At 47.3% G+C, this 17,904-nt stretch carries 12 protein-coding genes; 6 read left to right on the plus strand and 6 right to left on the minus strand.

What is annotated here, in order from left to right; translation table 11 throughout:
• Positions 1–34: 34 nt before the first annotated feature.
• Together AB6B37_RS03815 and AB6B37_RS03820 are read right to left on the minus strand one after the other, a co-directional pair.
• Complete coding sequence (locus AB6B37_RS03815) at positions 35–1,207, minus strand: DUF1501 domain-containing protein (protein WP_371397579.1); 1,173 nt, start codon at positions 1,205–1,207, stop codon at positions 35–37.
• Positions 1,208–1,209: 2 nt separating this feature from the next.
• Positions 1,210–2,574: a DUF1800 family protein gene (locus tag AB6B37_RS03820; protein WP_371397580.1), complete on the minus strand. Its 1,365-nt coding sequence runs from the start codon at positions 2,572–2,574 to the stop codon at positions 1,210–1,212.
• Positions 2,575–2,750: 176 nt separating this feature from the next.
• Between AB6B37_RS03820 and AB6B37_RS03825 the strand changes: the two genes are divergently transcribed.
• The gene (locus AB6B37_RS03825) at positions 2,751–4,214 is read left to right on the plus strand and encodes a sulfatase (RefSeq protein ID WP_371397581.1); all 1,464 of its coding nucleotides are present in this window, start codon (positions 2,751–2,753) and stop codon (positions 4,212–4,214) included.
• Positions 4,215–4,239: 25 nt separating this feature from the next.
• Here the strand turns inward: AB6B37_RS03825 and AB6B37_RS03830 are convergent, their stop codons facing one another.
• Entirely contained in the window at positions 4,240–5,640 is a 1,401-nt protein-coding gene (locus AB6B37_RS03830; protein WP_371397582.1) for an FGGY-family carbohydrate kinase, read from the minus strand.
• Positions 5,641–5,828: 188 nt separating this feature from the next.
• Between AB6B37_RS03830 and AB6B37_RS03835 the strand changes: the two genes are divergently transcribed.
• From AB6B37_RS03835 to AB6B37_RS03850, 4 genes are all read left to right on the plus strand, one after another.
• A complete protein-coding gene (locus tag AB6B37_RS03835) occupies positions 5,829–7,928 on the plus strand; it encodes a bifunctional rhamnulose-1-phosphate aldolase/short-chain dehydrogenase (protein ID WP_371397583.1) in 2,100 nt (699 codons plus the stop codon).
• Positions 7,929–7,964: 36 nt separating this feature from the next.
• Positions 7,965–9,248, plus strand: a complete 1,284-nt coding sequence (rhaI, locus tag AB6B37_RS03840; protein ID WP_371397584.1) for an L-rhamnose catabolism isomerase — start codon at positions 7,965–7,967, stop codon at positions 9,246–9,248.
• Positions 9,249–9,254: 6 nt separating this feature from the next.
• The gene (locus AB6B37_RS03845; protein WP_371397585.1) at positions 9,255–10,400 is read left to right on the plus strand and encodes an alpha-hydroxy-acid oxidizing protein; all 1,146 of its coding nucleotides are present in this window, start codon (positions 9,255–9,257) and stop codon (positions 10,398–10,400) included.
• Between the two features lie 108 nt (positions 10,401–10,508).
• The gene (locus tag AB6B37_RS03850; RefSeq protein WP_371397586.1) at positions 10,509–11,345 is read left to right on the plus strand and encodes a DeoR/GlpR family DNA-binding transcription regulator; all 837 of its coding nucleotides are present in this window, start codon (positions 10,509–10,511) and stop codon (positions 11,343–11,345) included.
• 135 nt (positions 11,346–11,480) lie between these two features.
• Here the strand turns inward: AB6B37_RS03850 and AB6B37_RS03855 are convergent, their stop codons facing one another.
• The gene (locus AB6B37_RS03855; protein WP_371397587.1) at positions 11,481–12,380 is read right to left on the minus strand and encodes a formylglycine-generating enzyme family protein; all 900 of its coding nucleotides are present in this window, start codon (positions 12,378–12,380) and stop codon (positions 11,481–11,483) included.
• Between the two features lie 904 nt (positions 12,381–13,284).
• On the opposite strand from AB6B37_RS03855, the gene AB6B37_RS03860 reads away from it, so the two are divergent.
• Positions 13,285–14,439, plus strand: a complete 1,155-nt coding sequence (locus AB6B37_RS03860; RefSeq protein WP_371397588.1) for a hypothetical protein — start codon at positions 13,285–13,287, stop codon at positions 14,437–14,439.
• A 196-nt stretch (positions 14,440–14,635) separates the two neighbouring features.
• Here the strand turns inward: AB6B37_RS03860 and AB6B37_RS03865 are convergent, their stop codons facing one another.
• Positions 14,636–16,399 (minus strand): sulfatase, encoded by a 1,764-nt coding sequence (locus AB6B37_RS03865; RefSeq protein WP_371397589.1) that lies wholly within the window; start codon positions 16,397–16,399, stop codon positions 14,636–14,638.
• Between the two features lie 42 nt (positions 16,400–16,441).
• The gene (locus AB6B37_RS03870; RefSeq protein WP_371397590.1) at positions 16,442–17,890 is read right to left on the minus strand and encodes a BNR-4 repeat-containing protein; all 1,449 of its coding nucleotides are present in this window, start codon (positions 17,888–17,890) and stop codon (positions 16,442–16,444) included.
• Positions 17,891–17,904: the final 14 nt, after the last annotated feature.

Genomic DNA, 17,904 nt, shown 5'->3' on the forward strand with positions numbered 1-17,904 from the left:
CCCTGAACTTACCCCGCCTTTTTGGCGGGGTTTTTTATGGGCGGTATAAGTTTTCTATCATTTTTATCGTCTGCAATCCTGGGAAGACAGTGTCTGCGACTTGCGTTTCAGAAAGACCCAGATGCTGTATGAGTGTGCTTTTGAATAAGCTCTCAAGATGGTTTTCTGGGGCTAAATCTCTTTCTTCAAGAAGGGCGCTGGGCGAGAGTCCTGGCCATCGACCTCTTATTTTTCCGCCATTGATCGATCCACCCGCAATGATCGCCAAGCCGCCTGTGCCGTGATCCGTACCGTTACTACCATTTTCAGCCGCCGTTCGGCCAAATTCAGAGACGACCATAACGGCAGTGTCTTTCCACATCGGGCCAAGGTCATTTTTGATTAGGGCAATCGAGTCCGCCAGTTCAACAAATAGCTTATATAAGCGCCGTTCTTGCGCGTAATGTGTGTCCCATCCGCCTGCCTCTATGACCGCTATACGCGGCCCATTTTTCTCTTTTAAAATAGAGAGTGCAGCCTGTGTTGAGAACCCCAACCGTCCATTGCCCAGCCGCATGTTTTCCATCATAGCAGAGTTGCTATTGTCCTCTTGCGCTTGGGCGAAAGCCTTGTGAAAAATTGGATCGTTATCATAAAGGGACTCTAGCCGCCTCAGGAACCCCTCATCAGCTTCGGGTAGGCGGCTATCCGACCATGTCCGAATATCGGCTTGACCTTGCATGATAAGGGGTATGGTCGGTCCCAAAGTAAGTCCAATACGATGGGGAGTGCTTCCCATTTCAAGGATGGCGCGATTAAGCCATCCTGTTTTTTGCTGATAGGGAGATGCTCCTCCGCCCTCCAACATGTTTTGTGCTTCAAAGTGCGAGCGTTGTCTATATTGCGTGCTGACGGCCGGAATGAATGTGAGTTCTTTGGCGCGGTAGAGCGCCTGAAGAGGTTTTAGAGCAGGGTGCAGCCCAAAGCTGCCATCTAGGTCCAAGACCTCTCTATTAGTTCCCGCTGCTCCTAATCCGAGTGTTGGTCTTAATCTGTGATAATCAGGATCAGCGTAGGGTGCTAATGCGTGCAGCCCGTCCATAGCGCCTTTCAGGTTGATCAGGATAAAGCGTTTCTCGGTTGGGGCGCTCGCGAAAACGGGCGACGCGATAGCGCCGCCCATCAGGCTGGCGGCTGTCAGTTTGGCAAAATGTCTTCTGCTAAGCATGTCTATCTCCGTTGAAACGCTGGGCTAGAGAAGATGAGGGCTAGGCCATCCTCCCGGCTTGGTGCGCCTTTTATCATCCTCTTTGCTTCATCTGATGCGAAAGGGCCGATTGTGTTGTCGAATATCTCAAGCGGGTTAATAGCGGCAGCGCTTTGGCGGCTAAACTCGCGCACCCATTCAATGCGGTGCATGAGAGATTCAGGCGCTATCCACGCTTTCGCTTCATCAGGCCAACCCGCAGGAGAGGGGGCATGAAAAACCTCTTGTCCCATTGATTTTAGTGCCGGGAATAATAACTGGCGCCTTGGAAGTGAAAGGGGGGCTTCAATCTGAAGGGCACGCATCGCAGAGATAATCAGTTCCTCAGGGGTTTTGATTTTAGTGCCGCTCGTTTTCCAAGCCGATTTAAGGTCTATCAAGGCAGTTGAAACTTCTGCCAAATCGCCATTGGTTTTCCTAAACACACGTGCAATTGTTTTAATGTCCGCTTTGGCAGGATTGTCATTAATAAAGTAGCGAACGAGTTTAGTGGCGATAAAATTTGCGGTTGACGGGTGACGCGCGATTTCCCTTAGCGCTTGAACTCCTTGGCGCTTACCATTTTGGTTAAATGTTTTTCCAAGCAGTATTTGCGGGCCAGGTTCGTGTGTTCGATTGTTAAATTGAAACTTACCTGGGGGCACTTTTTGTTGCTTCGGATTTTTCCGTTTTCTGGACACAGTCCAGCCCGTAAGAATTTTCGCAAAATTTGTGATATCAGTCTGCGTATAACCGCCTTGAGACCCCATCGTATGAAGTTCGAGAACTTCGCGGGCCAAGTTTTCGTTCAAATCCTTGCCCCGCCGCGCCCCTTGTCTAGAATTGGGTCCAATGGATGATGTGTTGTCTAGATAGATCAGCATACAGGGATGTTGCGTCACGCTTACTAGCATGTCTTCAAAGCGGCTAAAAATGAAAGGCCTTATCGCTTCATTTTCATAGGACGGAATAGCAGGCCCTATGAGACCACGGGTTCTAGACACTGTGAAATGATTTGACCAAAACATAACGAGCCGTTCTGCGAAGGGCCGTTCCGTTTGCACTTGGTTTGTGAGCCGCGCACGGAGGGATTGATTAAAGCCTCTCCGTCTGATTTTTCCAGCAGCTTTTTTTGCGTCTATATTTTTTAGGCGGCGGTTTTCGTAAGCCTCATTGAGTAATATTTCGCTACTTGGCTGAGCCATAAAAATATTGGGAATAGCGTATTCTGTATTTATTTGGTCGTGGAGCCATTGTCTTGGGTTCGATCTGGCATGTGTGATGTCATTTTGCGACGCGCCCAACCCAAAACGGTTGGTAGCAATAAGAGTTTCTTTTGAGGGTATCACTCTTTTCTCCTTGGCTCTAATGGTACTAACGCTTCAGGCACTAAAATCCTTCGCCGAATAAGGTATCGTCACAGATTATCTTGGTTTTATGCTTTATCATACGATTAAACGCGCTTAAAAATAATCATAATTGCGCTAAAATGGGCAGTGCAGGACATTGAGTGAGGGGGATTGAGATGGCGAATACTACAAGGAACCGCCGTAAATTTGATCGCCGCGCCATATTAAAAGGAACGGGGGCGGTTGGCCTTGCTTCGCTCCTGCAGGCTTGCTCTGGTTCGACTGCGGCCCCAATGTCATCCAATCCAATTCGGCCAAATTTTCTATTCCTAGCCATAGACGATTTGAACGATTGGATCGGGGCATTGGACACCAATGCGAATGTTAAGACACCGCATATTGATGCGCTTTCTGGACGCGGCATGCTATTTGCGAATGCTCATGCGCAAGCGCCGATATGTGGGCCGTCGCGGGCCAGTCTGATGAGCGGTTTATATCCTCATCAAACTGGTATGTACGGACAAATAAGCGATGATAAATTAAGAGCAGCCGTAAACGCTGTGGGCCCGACACCCTTTCTAACAGAGTCCTTGAAAAACAATGGTTATTACACGGCCGGTCGCGGGAAAATCTTCCACAAGAGCGCCCCAAAGGGGACGTTTGATGAATATTACCGCGAGGGTGACTTTGGGCCAAAACCGCCCAGCCGCATGAAATGGGAGAGTAACCGTACGCATACCGACTGGGGCCCGTTCCCAGAAACGGACGAGGGGATGCTCGATTTTCAAACTGCGACTTGGGGCGCAGAATGGCTTAGCAAAACCCATGAAGATCCGTTTTTTCTTGGACTGGGTATGATCCGTCCCCATGCACCTTGGCACGCCCCGCAAAAGTGGTTTGATATGTATCCGCTTGAGGACATTGTTCTCCCGCCATGGCTGGAAACGGATATGGCAGATATTCCGCAAAGCGGAGTTGCGCTGACCGATGTCCCGCAGATGCCGACCATAGAATGGGCGATTGAAAACGATGAATGGCGCCCGATTTTGCAGGCTTATCTTGCGAGCGTCAGTTTTATGGACCACTGTATTGGTATTGCGCTGGATGCGCTCCAGGCCTCTGCATATGCCGACAACACTTATATAATTTTGTTTTCTGACAATGGATATCACCTTGGCGAGAAAAGCCGATTTGCAAAGATGTCACTTTGGGAGCGTTCTACGCGGGTGCCGCTCATTATCGCGGGGCCTGATGTAAAGGTTGGTAAAACCAATGTGCCCGTTGGTCTTATTGATCTCTATCCAACAGTTCTTGATATAGCAGGCATGCCAGAAAACCCGTATAATTCAGGGCAGTCGTTAATGCCTTTTTTAAATGGCCATGGAGAGACTCGACGACCTATAACATCCGTCTACGGAAAGGATAATTTCGCCGTAATGGATGAAAATTACCGCTATATCCGTTATGCAAGCGGTGATGAGGAACTTTATAATCGAGCTGCGGATCCGAATGAATGGGAAAATATTGCGGATAACCCAAAATACGCCGAGGCAAAGGCGAGGCTAGCGGCAGAGATTCCTATAAAAACCAGTGCCTCTATTCAGGTCGGTCCCAATGCCTCCAAAATCAAAAAACAGTGAGGCAAAATTCCAATACAAAATGGTTTTAATTTAGAAACTCGCTTTCCCAGCGCCTCGCATAACTTGCCAAGTTATCAGAAGGATAGGGGGGCACTATGGGATCAAGGGTGTTTTGCTTTGGAGACTCCCACTGAGTCAGTAGAAAGCATCCCTTTGTCACGCCATTACCGCCGTTTTGCGTTCTGACTGTTCTGTTTGGATTGAGCGCCGCAAGAAGTCTGCAAAGCACCTCGTTTTGCGCGAAGCTTCCCTCTATTAAAACATCTTGTATAGAGGATGGGTTCAGCCTCTTCAAAATGTCATTGATCATCAAGGCTGAATATAACGTTGCGGCAGCTTTCCCGTTAATAGGGCGCGTTTCATTTTCGAAAACTACGTGTCCTTTAGCATTTGGATAAGGGCCTGTGCCGCTGCAAAATGATGGCATGATAAATGTGTTGGAGGTCATGATTGCTTCAACATCAACGTCAGTGAATGTCGTCGCAATGTCTGTATTTAGTCGCTCGCAGATCAGGCCAAACTCCCTGCCACCCATATAACGTGCAGTCGCCAAAGCGGAGCCCTCCGCGTCTATATTGACTAACATATCTTGCCTGGACTCTAGCGTGGCGCAATCAGATTGAGCGTCCATAATGACTGACCATGTGCCGGTGGACACAACAGTTGGTCTGTCCTGCTTGGGGAGTTTTAAAATCGGAAGGTAGCCTGCATTGCTATCATGGACACCTGGATAAACTTCGCAATTGCTGGGTAGGCCGACGTGCCTTGCAATATCACCTTTAACGGTTCCGATGGGGGTCCAAGCGTTTGTTAAAGGCGGCAGCGCATGGTCTAACCCCAGTTTCTTGAGAAGCGATGATGGCGTGTTTGTCTTTATGTTCCAAAGATCAGTGTGACATCCAAGTGATGTGATTTCTGTAGAAAGTCGACCTGTTAGTCGCCACGCCCAATATTGCGGATACATCAGTAATTTGGCATTCTTCTTGGCCTCATCCGAGAGCAACTGGGTTTGCCAATGAAGTTGTCTGCCTAAGTTCAAACCGTTTGGAAACTCTGGACTGCCCGTTTCTTCGAATAGCGGCCGGATGGACGCGTAATCGGGAAGAGTGCTAGGGTAAGCCTCATACTCATAATCCATAATTGGGAGAAGCAATGTGCCTGTCTCTGGATTTATGAGGGCCGCCGCGGCGCCGTGGGTGGCGATACTTATCGCGCTTATATGGAAACGCGGCGTCAGCGTCGTGAGTTCATTTAGAAGCCATGTCCATATAACATCTACATCATAGCTATCGTAGAAATCAGATTGCGTAATTTTGTTAGATATTCGGTTTTGATAAAGTTCCGTACCAGTCTGGCTGAGCAGAGTGACTTTGACATGCGTCTTGCCGATATCGAAAACTAAAACTACATCTTGATTAGGGGGCATGCTGCGAGCCTTTTTCAGAGCAAAGAGGAGTTTAACGGCGCTCCATTGAAAGAGTAGATTAGCAAAAATGATTACTTTTGCAATAAAATGATTGAAAATGAGCGAGATGCTGTTTAGTTAGAATAATCGACATGATAGATATGATTATTTTTATCTTGTAACAATGCTGAAAATGGATGGGAAGACTTATGTCCGCGAAACTAAAAAATCTGTGGAACGACAAATTGGCCAAGCGGATGAGCGGCCCTGAAAAATTACTATACCGTTCGAACTTACTGGGATCCGATTTACGGATTACAAATTTCGGGGGTGGGAACACATCTTCAAAACTCCGTCAAAAGGATTTGCTGACTGGAAAAATGGCAGACGTTATGTGGGTAAAGGGATCTGGCGGAGATCTGGGGTCTATTAAGCTTGATGGCTTTTCTACGCTATATCTCGATAAACTTCATGCCCTTGAAGGATTATATCGCGGCCTTGAACATGAGGACGAAATGGTCGGTTATCTGCCCCACTGCACCTTCAATCTGAACCCGCGTGCCGCCTCTATTGATACGCCGCTGCATTCATTTATTCCGCATAAACATGTCGACCACATGCATCCTGATTCGGTCATTGCAATTGCATGTACGAAGAATTCCAAAGCGCTTACTAAAAAAGTCTTTAACGGGCGCTTGGGGTGGCTACCGTGGCAGCGACCAGGTTTTGATTTGGGGCTGAAGCTAGGCGCAATGGCAAGAGCTAATCCAGAGATGGAGGGCATTGTCCTTGAAGGTCACGGCCTATTCAGTTGGGGTGATACCTCCAAGGGGTGCTATCTTAAAACGCTTGAAATTATTCAATTGGCAGCTGACTGGTTAGAGGAAAATAATAAAAAGGCCGCCTTTGGTGGTGTGAAATATCAGAAATCACTGTCGCCATCTTTACGCCGCGAGGTAGCGGCCGCCTTGATGCCTGTTATCCGTGGTAAAATTACGGGTGATCAAATGAAAATTGGGCACTTCAACGACTCGAAGGAAATTTTGCAATTCGTCAATTCGAAAAACCTAAAGCCACTAGCGGCCTTGGGCACGTCTTGCCCAGACCATTTCCTTCGCACGAAAATCCGGCCTTTGGTCGTCAATTTTAAGCCCACAGCCAAAGACCGCGGGGCCGAAATTGAAAAAGTTATTTCCGGTCTAGGCGACCAATTAGAAGCGTATCGTGAGGACTACCGAGGCTACTATGAGCGTTCAAAGCGCAGCAATAGTCCGGCGATAAGAGATCCTAACGCAATCGTATATCTAATACCTGGCGTTGGAATGATGACGTTCGCAAAGAATAAGGCGACGGCGAGGATTGCTGGAGAGTTCTACGTGAACGCGATCAATGTGATGCGCGAAGCTAATGGCGTTGATAAATATATCGGATTGCCTGAACAAGAGGCCTTTGACATCGAATACTGGTTGTTGGAAGAGGCAAAACTTCAGCGCCAACCCAAACCCAAATCGCTTGCGGGGCGCATTGCATTTGTCACAGGCGGTGCTGGGGGAATAGGCTCCGAGACTGCACGAAGGCTTCTTAGTGAAGGCGCTTGCGTTATGCTCGCGGATATTGACGCAAAGTCCTTAGATGCGAAATCAAAAGAGCTGTCAGATGAATTCACCGCTGATGTCGTGAGAACAACGCTTTGCAATGTGACGGATGAAAAAAGTGTCACGGAGGCGATAGAAGCATGTTCAGCCGAATTTGGCGGTATGGATATACTCGTTTCAAATGCAGGTATAGCAAGCTCTGCGCCACTTGAAGACACTACGTTGAAGCTATGGAACCGGACAATGGACATCCTGTCAACAGGATATTTCTTGGTCTCGCGTGAAGGTTTTAAAGTGATGAAGGCGCAAAATATTGGCGGCAGTATTGTGTTCGTCGCTAGTAAAAACGGACTGGTCGCGTCAACAGGGGCGTCCGCTTATTGCACTGCAAAAGGGGCCGAGGTTCAACTGTCTCGCGCGGTTGCTCTTGAGGGCGCGCCTCTAGGTATTCGCTGTAACGTCGTGAACCCTGATGCTGTTTTGAAAGGGTCTAAAATCTGGAATAGCGGGTGGAAGAAGGAACGTGCGGATGCCTATAAAATGTCCGAGCTGGAACTTGAGGATATGTATCGACAGCGAAGTCTTCTGAAACGATCTGTATTCCCTGAAGATATCGCCGAAGCGATTTATTTCTTTGCCTCTGATGTATCTTCCAAGTCCACTGGTAATATCATAAACGTCGATGCTGGGCACGCCCCGTCATTTACGCGATAGGCGAACGCGTGATAAATAGAATTAGAAAGCGGAACGATGATTGATAAGAGCAAACTCGCAGAGGCTAACGCTGCGCATGCGGATAACCTTCAACACGATTACGACGCTCTGGGCGCTCACTTAGCACGGCGCGGCGTGGATATTGCGGATGTCCTTGAAAAGGCATGCGAATTTGCTGTTGCAGTCCCAAGCTGGGGGGCAGGGACTGGCGGCACACGCTTTGCCCGTTTTCCCGGGAAATCAGAACCTCGGAATATATTTGAAAAACTCGAAGATTGCGCCGTTATCAATGATCTTGTCTGCATTACGGGCGAAGTCTCTCCGCATTTCCCTTGGGATGTTGTCGAAGATATGGGTGAGGTCAAAGCCGCAGCAGATAGCCACGGTCTTACCTTTGGCCCTGTGAATTCTAACACGTTTCAAGATCAGGTCGGGCAGGCTCATTCTTATAAATATGGCAGCCTTTCGCATAGTGACAAATCTACGCGTGACCAAGCTGTCGCCCATAATATCGATTGTATCGAATGGGGCAAAGCAATTGGGTCAGATGTCCTGACCGTGTGGGTTGGTGATGGCAGTAATTTTGCGGGTCAGTCAAACTTCACGCGCCAATTTGAACGCTATTTGACATCGATGGAGGACATATATAAAGCGCTTCCGGGTGACTGGCGTATGTTCATTGAACACAAAATGTTCGAGCCAAGTTTCTATTCAACCGTCATTCAAGATTGGGGCAGCAATATTCTCGCCGCACAGCATCTTGGAGACCGTTGTTTCTCACTTGTGGATCTTGGGCATCATGCACCAAATGTGAATATCGAAATGATTGTTGCGCGCTTGATCCAATTTGAAAAACTGGCAGGCTTCCACTTTAACGATAGTAAATATGGGGATGATGATTTGGATAGCGGGTCTCTGCATCCTTTCCAGCAATTCTTAATTTTCAACGAATTGATAGATGCCGAGCACCGTGGGGCCAAGAACTTCCGGCCAGAATATATGCTAGACCAATCGCATAACATGACTGACCCGATTGAAAGCCTTGCGACGTCAGCCGTTGCTGTGCAGCGCTCATATGTTCAAGCCCTCCTGATTAATCGCACTGAACTTGAGGGGTATCAGGATGACAATGATGCGATGATGGCCAGCCAATGTTTGAAGAGGGCGTATCAAACGGACGTAACGCCGATCCTTAGCATGGCGCGATTTAAAGCTGGCGGCGCTATCGACCCCGTTGGGTTCTACCGCTCCCTTAACTACCGTGACACGCTGGAGACGAAACGGCCTGCAAGCGCAAATCCGTCTTCCGGTATTGTTTAAACTATTATGTTTCCGGGCCGCCTTTCTGATTGCCTAAATGTTGAGGACTATCGGCGCGCCGCCAAGCGGCGGGCTCATAAAATGGTTTTTGATTATATTGACGGCGGTTCTGATGACGAGATCACGCGGTTTGAAAACCACACAGCCTTTAATGATTATCGTCTAAAGCACCGCGTATTATCGGGCGTTGATAAGCCTGATATGTTCACAACGATCATGGGGCAAAAAATTGATGTGCCCTTTATCTTGTCACCCGCGGCGGGGAATCGCTTGTTTCATACTGACGGCGAAATTGCGCCGGCCACAGCGGCCAATGACGTCGGGACAGTATATTGTCTCTCGACACTATCCTCCAGATCTATCGAGGATATTGGGAAGTTGACCAAAGGGCCAAAGTGGTTTCAACTTTATGTCTGGAAAGACCGCGTCCTAGTAAAAGAGATGCTGGCCCGCGCTAAGGCTGCTGGATATACCGCTTTAATCTTAACGGTAGATTTTCCGATTACGGGCAACCGTGAACGTGACCCTAGAAACGGCTTTACAATCCCGCCAAAATTGGGACTTCAACAAATTTGGCATGCCATGAATGCCCCGCTTTGGTCTCTTGATTACGTGACGAAACCGAGTGTGAAATATGCCAACCTCGCAGAAGATACGAGTGCCGTCAGCCTCAATGATTTCGTAGCCCAACAACTCAGTGCAGACTTTTCTTGGGACGATGCGCAATGGCTTTTGGGTGAATGGAATGGACCTGCCTTGATTAAGGGCGTCTCCAGACCTGATGATGCCATTCGCGCCGTCAAAACAGGCTTTAACGCAATTTCTCTGTCCAATCACGGCGGACGGCAACTTGATAGCTGCCTAGCGCCTGTTCATTGCGTGCAAGAGGTGCGGCAAGCCATAGGCGGTGATGCTGAGCTTATTGTGGATGGGGGTATCCGCCGCGGCACGGACGTTCTTAAATCTATAGCTTTGGGGGCCGACGCAGTAAGCTTTGCGCGGCCGTATCTTTACGGGCTTGCGGCTTTTGGAACCAAAGGTGCCGTTCAAGCCGTTCGGCAGATACGAGATGCTGTTGAACGCGACATGATTTTAGCCGGCGTCGGTAAGTTGTCTGAACTTGATGAGAGTTTTATTCGGCATGTGAAATAATCCCCAAACCGCGGGGATTGCTAATTTGCTGGTAACAATCGCAGTTTAATGTAGATTGTAACAAATTATCGCATAGACTATGTGTTTCTGGCTGCTAAAAGGTTTTCAATGACGGTTCCCATACAAAGCAATGATGGCGCTGAAGACGATAAGCTTTATATTCATGAACGTTGGAACCGTATGATTGACATGTTAGATGCCACTAAAGTGACATCAGTCGAGCAGTTTTCGAAAGCTTTGACTGTGTCTCCCGCAACAATCCGCAGAGACTTAAATGAATTGCATTCTGAAGGGCGGTTGCGCCGGGTCAGAGGAGGGGCAATAGCGGTTGAACCCAACGCAGCTTATAGCGACCCTTATTTTGGGTTGTCGGGGCAATTGAACCAAGCTGATACTCTGGCTGTGAACATCAAAGAGAAGCGTGCGATTGGCGAAAAAGCGGCATCAATGATTGATAAGAACGACTCCATTATCATAGATGGCGGTTCGACGACGGTCTATATGACGCAGCATATTCAGGCTGAAAATCTGATGGTGCTGACAACATCAATACCGATAATGAATTCTTTGTTGGGGCGTCCAAAGATTCGTATTTTAATCGCAGGCGGAGAGGTCTTCCAAGAGCAAGCTCTTGTATTAGATCCCTATAGTCAGGGAATCGTCAATAAATTTTCTGCAACCAAATTGTTTATTGGCGCACAAGCCGTCACGGCGCGTGGTCTTATGCAAACAGATCCGCTTTTGGTTCAGAATGAACAACAACTTATCAGCAGAGCGGATAAGGTTATATTGCTCGCCGATAGCTCTAAATTTGAAGCCAAAGCAAGCCTCTCAGTGTGCGGCCTCGAGGCAATTGATACAGTCGTGACTGATGCTGGATTATCGGCTCAAGCCCGTAAATTGCTTATCGATAATGATATAGAGATTGTGATTGCCAAGAGGTAACTGATTTCACCGCCGCTAAAATAAATGCAATTTATCCCCTAATGCGTGACTACGTTGATAACGCTCCCATCGTTCCAAAAAGTGATTGCATTGGCCTTCAGTAAGCGCTGCACGGTAACAAGAAAATAAAGTTATTCAGTTTTTGCTGACCGTTCTAAACCCAATATGGTTCGTAGAGAAATCTATTTCTTGAGATTGACGGGCAGGGGCACGATATCTTGCGCAGAAATTTTCGGCACACAGAAACGATCCTCCTTTAATTGTGTAATTACTATATTTGTTATCAGATTTTGCCTTACGATTAGCTTCCCATTCTTCTGATGTTTCGGAATAAGGCGTAGCCGTCCACTCCCAAACATTGCCTATCATATCATAAAGCCCGTAAGCGTTAGGCTCAAAACAGCCCACTGGAGCACGATACGCAAACCCATCCTTTTGCGTATTTTGGATGGGAAATGCCCCTTGCCACGTGTTCGCCTGTTCAACTCCGTCAGGGGCACGATCTTTCCCCCAAACATATAACGTCTCCGAGCCTGCTTTGGCTGCATACTCCCATTGTTTTTCGCTTGGTAGTTCACGCCCCGCCCATTCTGCGTAAGCTTTAGCATCAACTAAGGAAATCTGGACTACCGGTTCATTATCTCGGTTTTCAATATTACTGTTAGGCCCTTCAGGGTGTTTCCAATTTGCACCCTCGACAAATTGCCACCAATTAGGGTTATTCACAGAAGGTCGTTTGAAAACCGCGCCGCCCGCTTTATCAAAACCAGGTTGGAGTTTTTCAGCAGTGGTAACATAATCGGTATCTTCAACAAACTGCTTAAACTGGGCATTAGTAACCTCTGTATTGTCTATGTCAAAATCAACTAACATTCCAACACGCAAAAACTCTTCAGTGTAGACGCCGTTTGATCCGAGAATTGCTTCGCCACCTGAAATTTTTACATAAGCTGGGCTGAGCGCGGGGCAAAGAAATTCCGATTTTGCAGGCTCGGACAATTCACATGATGATAGGCCAACTATCATTATCATCATTGGATAATTCCGCATAAACTAAAATATAAAGACTTTGACTATAAGGTCTATAGTTATTGATATTATTTCAATTAAATTGATTACTTTCTGCACCCTTTAATTTTATACTTCGTCTTATTATGGCAACGATTATCTCTGTTTTGGTCCACTTGTTTTTCGGCTGAGTAGAGCGCCTCCCTCGGCAAAAGCTCTCGACTGGGCTCGCGCAAGCCAAGCCTTTTTCCGCTTCGCTCCCTTAAGTCTTGTCCCTTCGGGCTTTGATCCTTTCCTCACTGTGTTTGGCTGGCGCTCCTCGCTTCGCTGCGGATTAGGGCAGCGCTTTAGGTTTGTCATTTGTTCCGCGTCTTCTGGCGAAACAACAAAACGAAAATGGTGGCGGTCATCTTTGCACCGCGTCGGAAAACTTTTGGCGTCCGCGTCGTGGATCAGCGAGCCGTAAAGTTTTCCGGGGCTGGCGTCTTTCTGCGTCGCGTCTCGCTCCAAATAGGAGAGATGACCTTTGAGCTTCGCCGCGCCTGTGCCAGCCATTCTCTTAATCAAGGCCTGAACAATAACGCGGCGATGAAAATTACGTTGAACGCTTCTGCTTGGACGCATTCGACTGCGACTAGACCTTCCGCCTCGGCGTGGCGCTAAAGAGTTCAAAAGCTCTGCGGACGTTTGACGCGCGCACGCCGACCTTCTGACGCTTTGCGCTTCGCGATTTGAACGCGGAATTCATTCTTTCTGTCTTGGCTCATCTGTCTGCTCAATTAAGAGTTCAGACAGTCTAATAAGGGGTGGGCCTACCGCTTTGCGCAAGGGTTACTAAGGAAAATAATGATTGGTGGGCCTAAGCCTTTTGAAAAAAAGCCTACCAAAAACGATGTGCAGACAATGGCCTACCCTATGGGTGGGCCGACCTGTGTTATCAGGCCCTCACTTCGTCTTCTCATTCTCCAATTTTGTATTTAATTACGAACATCGCGATTATCACGTCTGGCGGGCTGTCGGAGCCGCCCCACACGAGCGGAAGCAGGCGCGCCAGACTCGCCGCAAAGCGGCGAAAAGAAGCTTTATTCTTATTCAAAATAAACTTATCTTCCGCTCTAAAGTGTGTAAATTTATGAGCCTAGGAAACTTAGGTCAGTTGTGGATTGGTAATCAAATAATCAATATATGGAATACAGATAAAGTGAACTCCCTCATGATCTCAACTAAACGACTTGCGCTACTCTGCTGCATTCTAGCAGTTTCGGCTTGCACCCATCAAAATACTCATAACACCTCATATGAGACTCCTGATTTTGCCGATTGGGAAAAAATTGATGATTTCGAATCTAAGTCTCCCCTTAAAGATTGGACAATGATTGATACTTTTAATCAAACACAACCCAAAATAGACAATCCTCAAGTTACCCAAGTCCGAAAAGACCCCCATATCGACAACCATTATTTAATAAAAAAGCCAGCTGCCGACGGTGTTTTAGGTAATAGAAAAGCGTTGACCTTTAAAAAATTACCGGTCGCCATAGGCGTTGGCGAAACCTATACTTTTTATGGACGCGTGAGCGTTGAAGCCTTTCCGAATAACCACGTGTTGGGTTTAAGTAATATGGACCCGGATGGGATTATCGAAAATGATTATAACTCTCTGGAGCCAAGCTTACGCATAACAGATAGATTTGATGGCAATGTGAATTTTCAAAATGATGGCACCTTAGCTGTGCGCAAAGGCGACTGGTATGAGCGTATCATCAACGAGAAAACCCAAAGTTACGCTTCGCCTATGCAAACTAACACGTGGTATGAAATCTGGACGGTCGTGAATAACAGTAAGTTGGTTGATGGGGGTCAAAAATATGACGTGTATATTCGAGGAGGCGATGAGTTTCCAAGCCAGCAAAAAGTATATACAGGTGCCGATTTTAGGATGAAACGCGAGCTACCCATCGCGTACATATACGCCACCTGTAATGGCGGCCCAGTTGACACGCCTTATGGGAATGGCGGGGTCAGGTATGATGATTTTTATATGTCAGCAGGTACCGTATTAAACACGCCATCCGACTTGCAATAGATATCGGCCACCGCCGCGGTTTTGTAGCCTTTCTCGGAGCCGAGGAATAGATAGGCCTTTTGCACGGTAAGGCTTCAACGGGGCTGAGCTTATCTTATCTAAGGGGCCTTTAATACTGCAAAGGCAACCTTACTAATGCACTCACTTCGGGCTAGCATTGCGGCGTCCATAACGCCGAATGTCTCTCACTTAGAGATCAAGGAATTGGATGCAGTTTGATTTTGCTTTCATGGTAACCAATTCTATGGGCTTGAATCTGGAGAGTCTCGCCAGCAGTCGCTTTGAACGGTTCCGAGTAAAGCGCCCAAGCAGCAGGTTCATAATTGTTCTGAATGATTTTATAGCTAATCGAAGCTCCATGTGTTTCACTCGAAAGTGAAATCATTCCGTCTATGATTGCAACTTCAGGAGCAGCCGTTTCAGGCTGAGATATTTCTCCATCCCAAAGCGTATTAATCATTGCGAGCTCAGATCTGTTAGGGTCATCTCCAATAGAATTTAGCCATCTATCCATCTCTTTTTTCAATCTGCTCAGAACCTCTTCATATTCAGGAATTTGTGCAAGATTATTTAACTCATGAGGATCGGCCAGAGTATCGTAAAGCTCATCTACCTCTTTTGACTCTCTAAACCATTGCGCCTGCTCGGAGCTCAAATTCCCTTCGTCTCGCAAGCGCAATAATTCTTGCATTGTCGGGATTTTTTCTCTGTAAGTTACGGGTAAATAATACTCCTGTTCCGGGCGATAATTGCGAATATATTTATAGCGCTTTTCCTTCACGGCTCTTATCGTGTCCGTAAAACCATCGAACCGATCCGCGGCGGCGTAAATATATTTACGAGCATCTTTATCATTTAGAATAAAGTCCTTTCCATGCATGTGGTCGGGGGTTCTAAGGCCTGCCAAGCTTAGCGTCGCAGGTGCGAAGTCGACAAAGTTTACCATTTGGTCGTCCATATCACCTGAATTTTCAGCATTCGGAAAACGAATTATGAGAGGTACTTTCAATCCACTATCATAGATTAGGCGCTTTTGGCGGGGCAATGGTCCGCCGTGATCTGAATATAAAAATATGACTGTCTTCTCCAGAAGCCCGTCTTCTTTTAACTGCGCAAGAACGGCGCCAATCTGCTGGTCTGCCTCCGCAAGGTTATTATACATTTTCCACATATCTCTACGCACGAGAGGGGTGTCCGGCAGATATGACGGAATTGGAAAATCTGTATCCTTTGGTAGATGAATAGCCGTATTAGCTTCGGATGTTTTATCCAAGGGATGTGTGGGTAGTTTCGCTATGCGCTCTGCATCATCCGAGAAATAGTGGCGGCTCTCTATTTTGCGAAACCCGTAAGGTTCGAACAAGCCAGACTCATGCGTAGTTGTAAAGTTTACGACGGAAAAGAACGGCTTGCCTTGCGGGCGATTACGCCAATGAGCAAAAACCCCGCTCTCGTCCCACGCATTTTTTGGAGTTTTAAATTGATAGTCAGTTTTGTAGTTATTCGTTGTGTAATAACCATGGCCACGCAAATACTGGCTCAACATTTTGGCTTGTGGCGGCGGGACTGCTTCGTAAACGGGCAGTCCGGTAATATCCGTATGGGACGACGTGCGCATATGATTTGCACCAATCGCTGATGGATACATCCCTAATGCAAGGCTGGCTCTGCTTGGCGAACAAACCCCTGAAGGGGAGTAAACATTGGTATAAGTTACTCCATCCTCTGCTAGACGATTAATGTTAGGCGTATCAATTGTTGTGTCGCCATAGGGCGCTAGAGTTGGACTCGCATCCTCTAAAACAAGCCAGAGGATATTCGGCCTATCGTCTTCATAAATACTCTCAGGCTTATCTTGTATGGCCGTACATGCCGCGCTCATGAGGTAGACCAGCAGTGCAAGACCGCAAAACAGTTTGGGTTTTGTCGACCAAAACTTACGTCGGGTTGATAAGGTCATAACGCTCCGTATATTATGTTAAGGGATAGCAGTCGATATTTGCTACTGCTCCTTTTGCGATCGGTTTACTGGCCCCTGATCACCGACCAAATACATACGGCGCCATTCTGATTTTTCGGGTTTTTCGGCAATAATAATGCGCGCATCAGGGTGTGCATTGCGAATAAAGGCACTCGCGGCTGAGCCGGGGCTATCAAGATTACTCAATGATTTTGGCCGCGCCGCCATTGAGGGGCTTGGCTCGCCTTCAAAATCACCAAATTCCAACAGGACATCTGACGGCGTAAAGCTCAATCCAGAGTCTTGACTGTTCCACCAGCGCACTTTGGTTTTATCTGTCTCAGGGTCAATGCCGCTCAGGAGAAATCGAATATTTCGTCCATCAACCAAAAAGTCTCCCCGGCCAATTGGCAGGTCACTTTTAACATCACCTACCCAGTTTTTTCCGTCCCATGCAAAATAGCTGGCATGTTTAGGGCCGCCAATTTGCCATCCTATATCCTCGCCAATATAGGCATTAATGTGCGGCGTTCCGCTGGCATCAACTTTAGTCATGCCATTAAACGTCCACAGATCTCCTGTATCCACAGCGAGTGCTTTTTGGTCAGCGGCTTCTTTTGTAATGGGGAGCGCTAATTCCTCACCTGTGACAGTCGTCCAAACATTATTTTCCGTGTCAAACTTTGCAAAATAGAGGTTTTTGCGTTCCGTTGAGTGCCCAACGCGATTATTGCGCGGCGCGTCTCTATCCCAGCAATAGTGATAATCAAACCCTATGACAATTTCGTCGCCCGCACCCTTAGAGACAGAGGCATACCAGCTATCATGCCCAATATCATCAATTCGGCGTTTCGTTTTTAAAAATGAGACAGGCTCCTCAAAAGTAAGTCCATTATCGACTGACTTTTGATAGACCCAATCACTGCGATGCGCGCCGTGGCGATAAAATAGATAGATATCACCATTGTCCATTTTTACAGCCTGATTGTAAGTGCCAAAGGGCGGCAGGTTATTCAAATCCCTCCAGCTCGTGATATCAAATGGTTTTTGCGAAACTGCGTGACGGTTTTCACCAGAATGTTTGTCCCCTAACGGGTTTTCACCATGCAGCGCTTTATCGCCGCCATGCCCGCCGTAAAATATATGAATATACCCCTCATCATCAATAATCATCGTGGGCTTGCCATGACTGTCGATCTTCTTTGTCGGGTCTTTGCCCAGGATGCTGGTTCCGGCTTGAAAGGGGCCGGCCCATCTTTGGGCTTTATGGTTATAGGCGGCAACATAAGGGTCTTCATTAGGGCCTTGATAGGACACATAGGTAACACCGTTGATATGTTCCCCGGCCGGGTGCTGAACAACTGCAACACCCTCTCCAAACCCATTTTCTGCAAAATACGGTGTGGTTGTTTCACGCAAAGACTCATCAACTGAACATGCTGTTAATACTAAAAGCGTACTCGCTAGAATTATTTTAGATTTATTTATCATGACTTATTTCCTTT

The sequence above is a fragment of the Fretibacter rubidus genome (assembly GCF_041429785.1).
Taxonomy (GTDB): domain Bacteria; phylum Pseudomonadota; class Alphaproteobacteria; order Caulobacterales; family Maricaulaceae; genus Fretibacter; species Fretibacter rubidus.

Excerpts from the sequence above, each read along its gene's own strand:
- AB6B37_RS03870 (WP_371397590.1), bottom strand. The coding sequence starts at position 17,890 with ATGATAAATAAATCTAAAATAATTCTAGCGAGTACGCTTTTAGTATTA.
- AB6B37_RS03855 (WP_371397587.1), bottom strand. The coding sequence starts at position 12,380 with ATGATGATAATGATAGTTGGCCTATCATCATGTGAATTGTCCGAGCCT.
- AB6B37_RS03835 (WP_371397583.1), top strand. The coding sequence starts at position 5,829 with ATGTCCGCGAAACTAAAAAATCTGTGGAACGACAAATTGGCCAAGCGG.
- AB6B37_RS03830 (WP_371397582.1), bottom strand. The coding sequence starts at position 5,640 with ATGCCCCCTAATCAAGATGTAGTTTTAGTTTTCGATATCGGCAAGACG.
- AB6B37_RS03825 (WP_371397581.1), top strand. The coding sequence starts at position 2,751 with ATGGCGAATACTACAAGGAACCGCCGTAAATTTGATCGCCGCGCCATA.
- AB6B37_RS03850 (WP_371397586.1), top strand. The coding sequence starts at position 10,509 with ATGACGGTTCCCATACAAAGCAATGATGGCGCTGAAGACGATAAGCTT.
- AB6B37_RS03845 (WP_371397585.1), top strand. The coding sequence starts at position 9,255 with ATGTTTCCGGGCCGCCTTTCTGATTGCCTAAATGTTGAGGACTATCGG.
- AB6B37_RS03815 (WP_371397579.1), bottom strand. The coding sequence starts at position 1,207 with ATGCTTAGCAGAAGACATTTTGCCAAACTGACAGCCGCCAGCCTGATG.
- AB6B37_RS03865 (WP_371397589.1), bottom strand. The coding sequence starts at position 16,399 with ATGACCTTATCAACCCGACGTAAGTTTTGGTCGACAAAACCCAAACTG.
- rhaI (WP_371397584.1), top strand. The coding sequence starts at position 7,965 with ATGATTGATAAGAGCAAACTCGCAGAGGCTAACGCTGCGCATGCGGAT.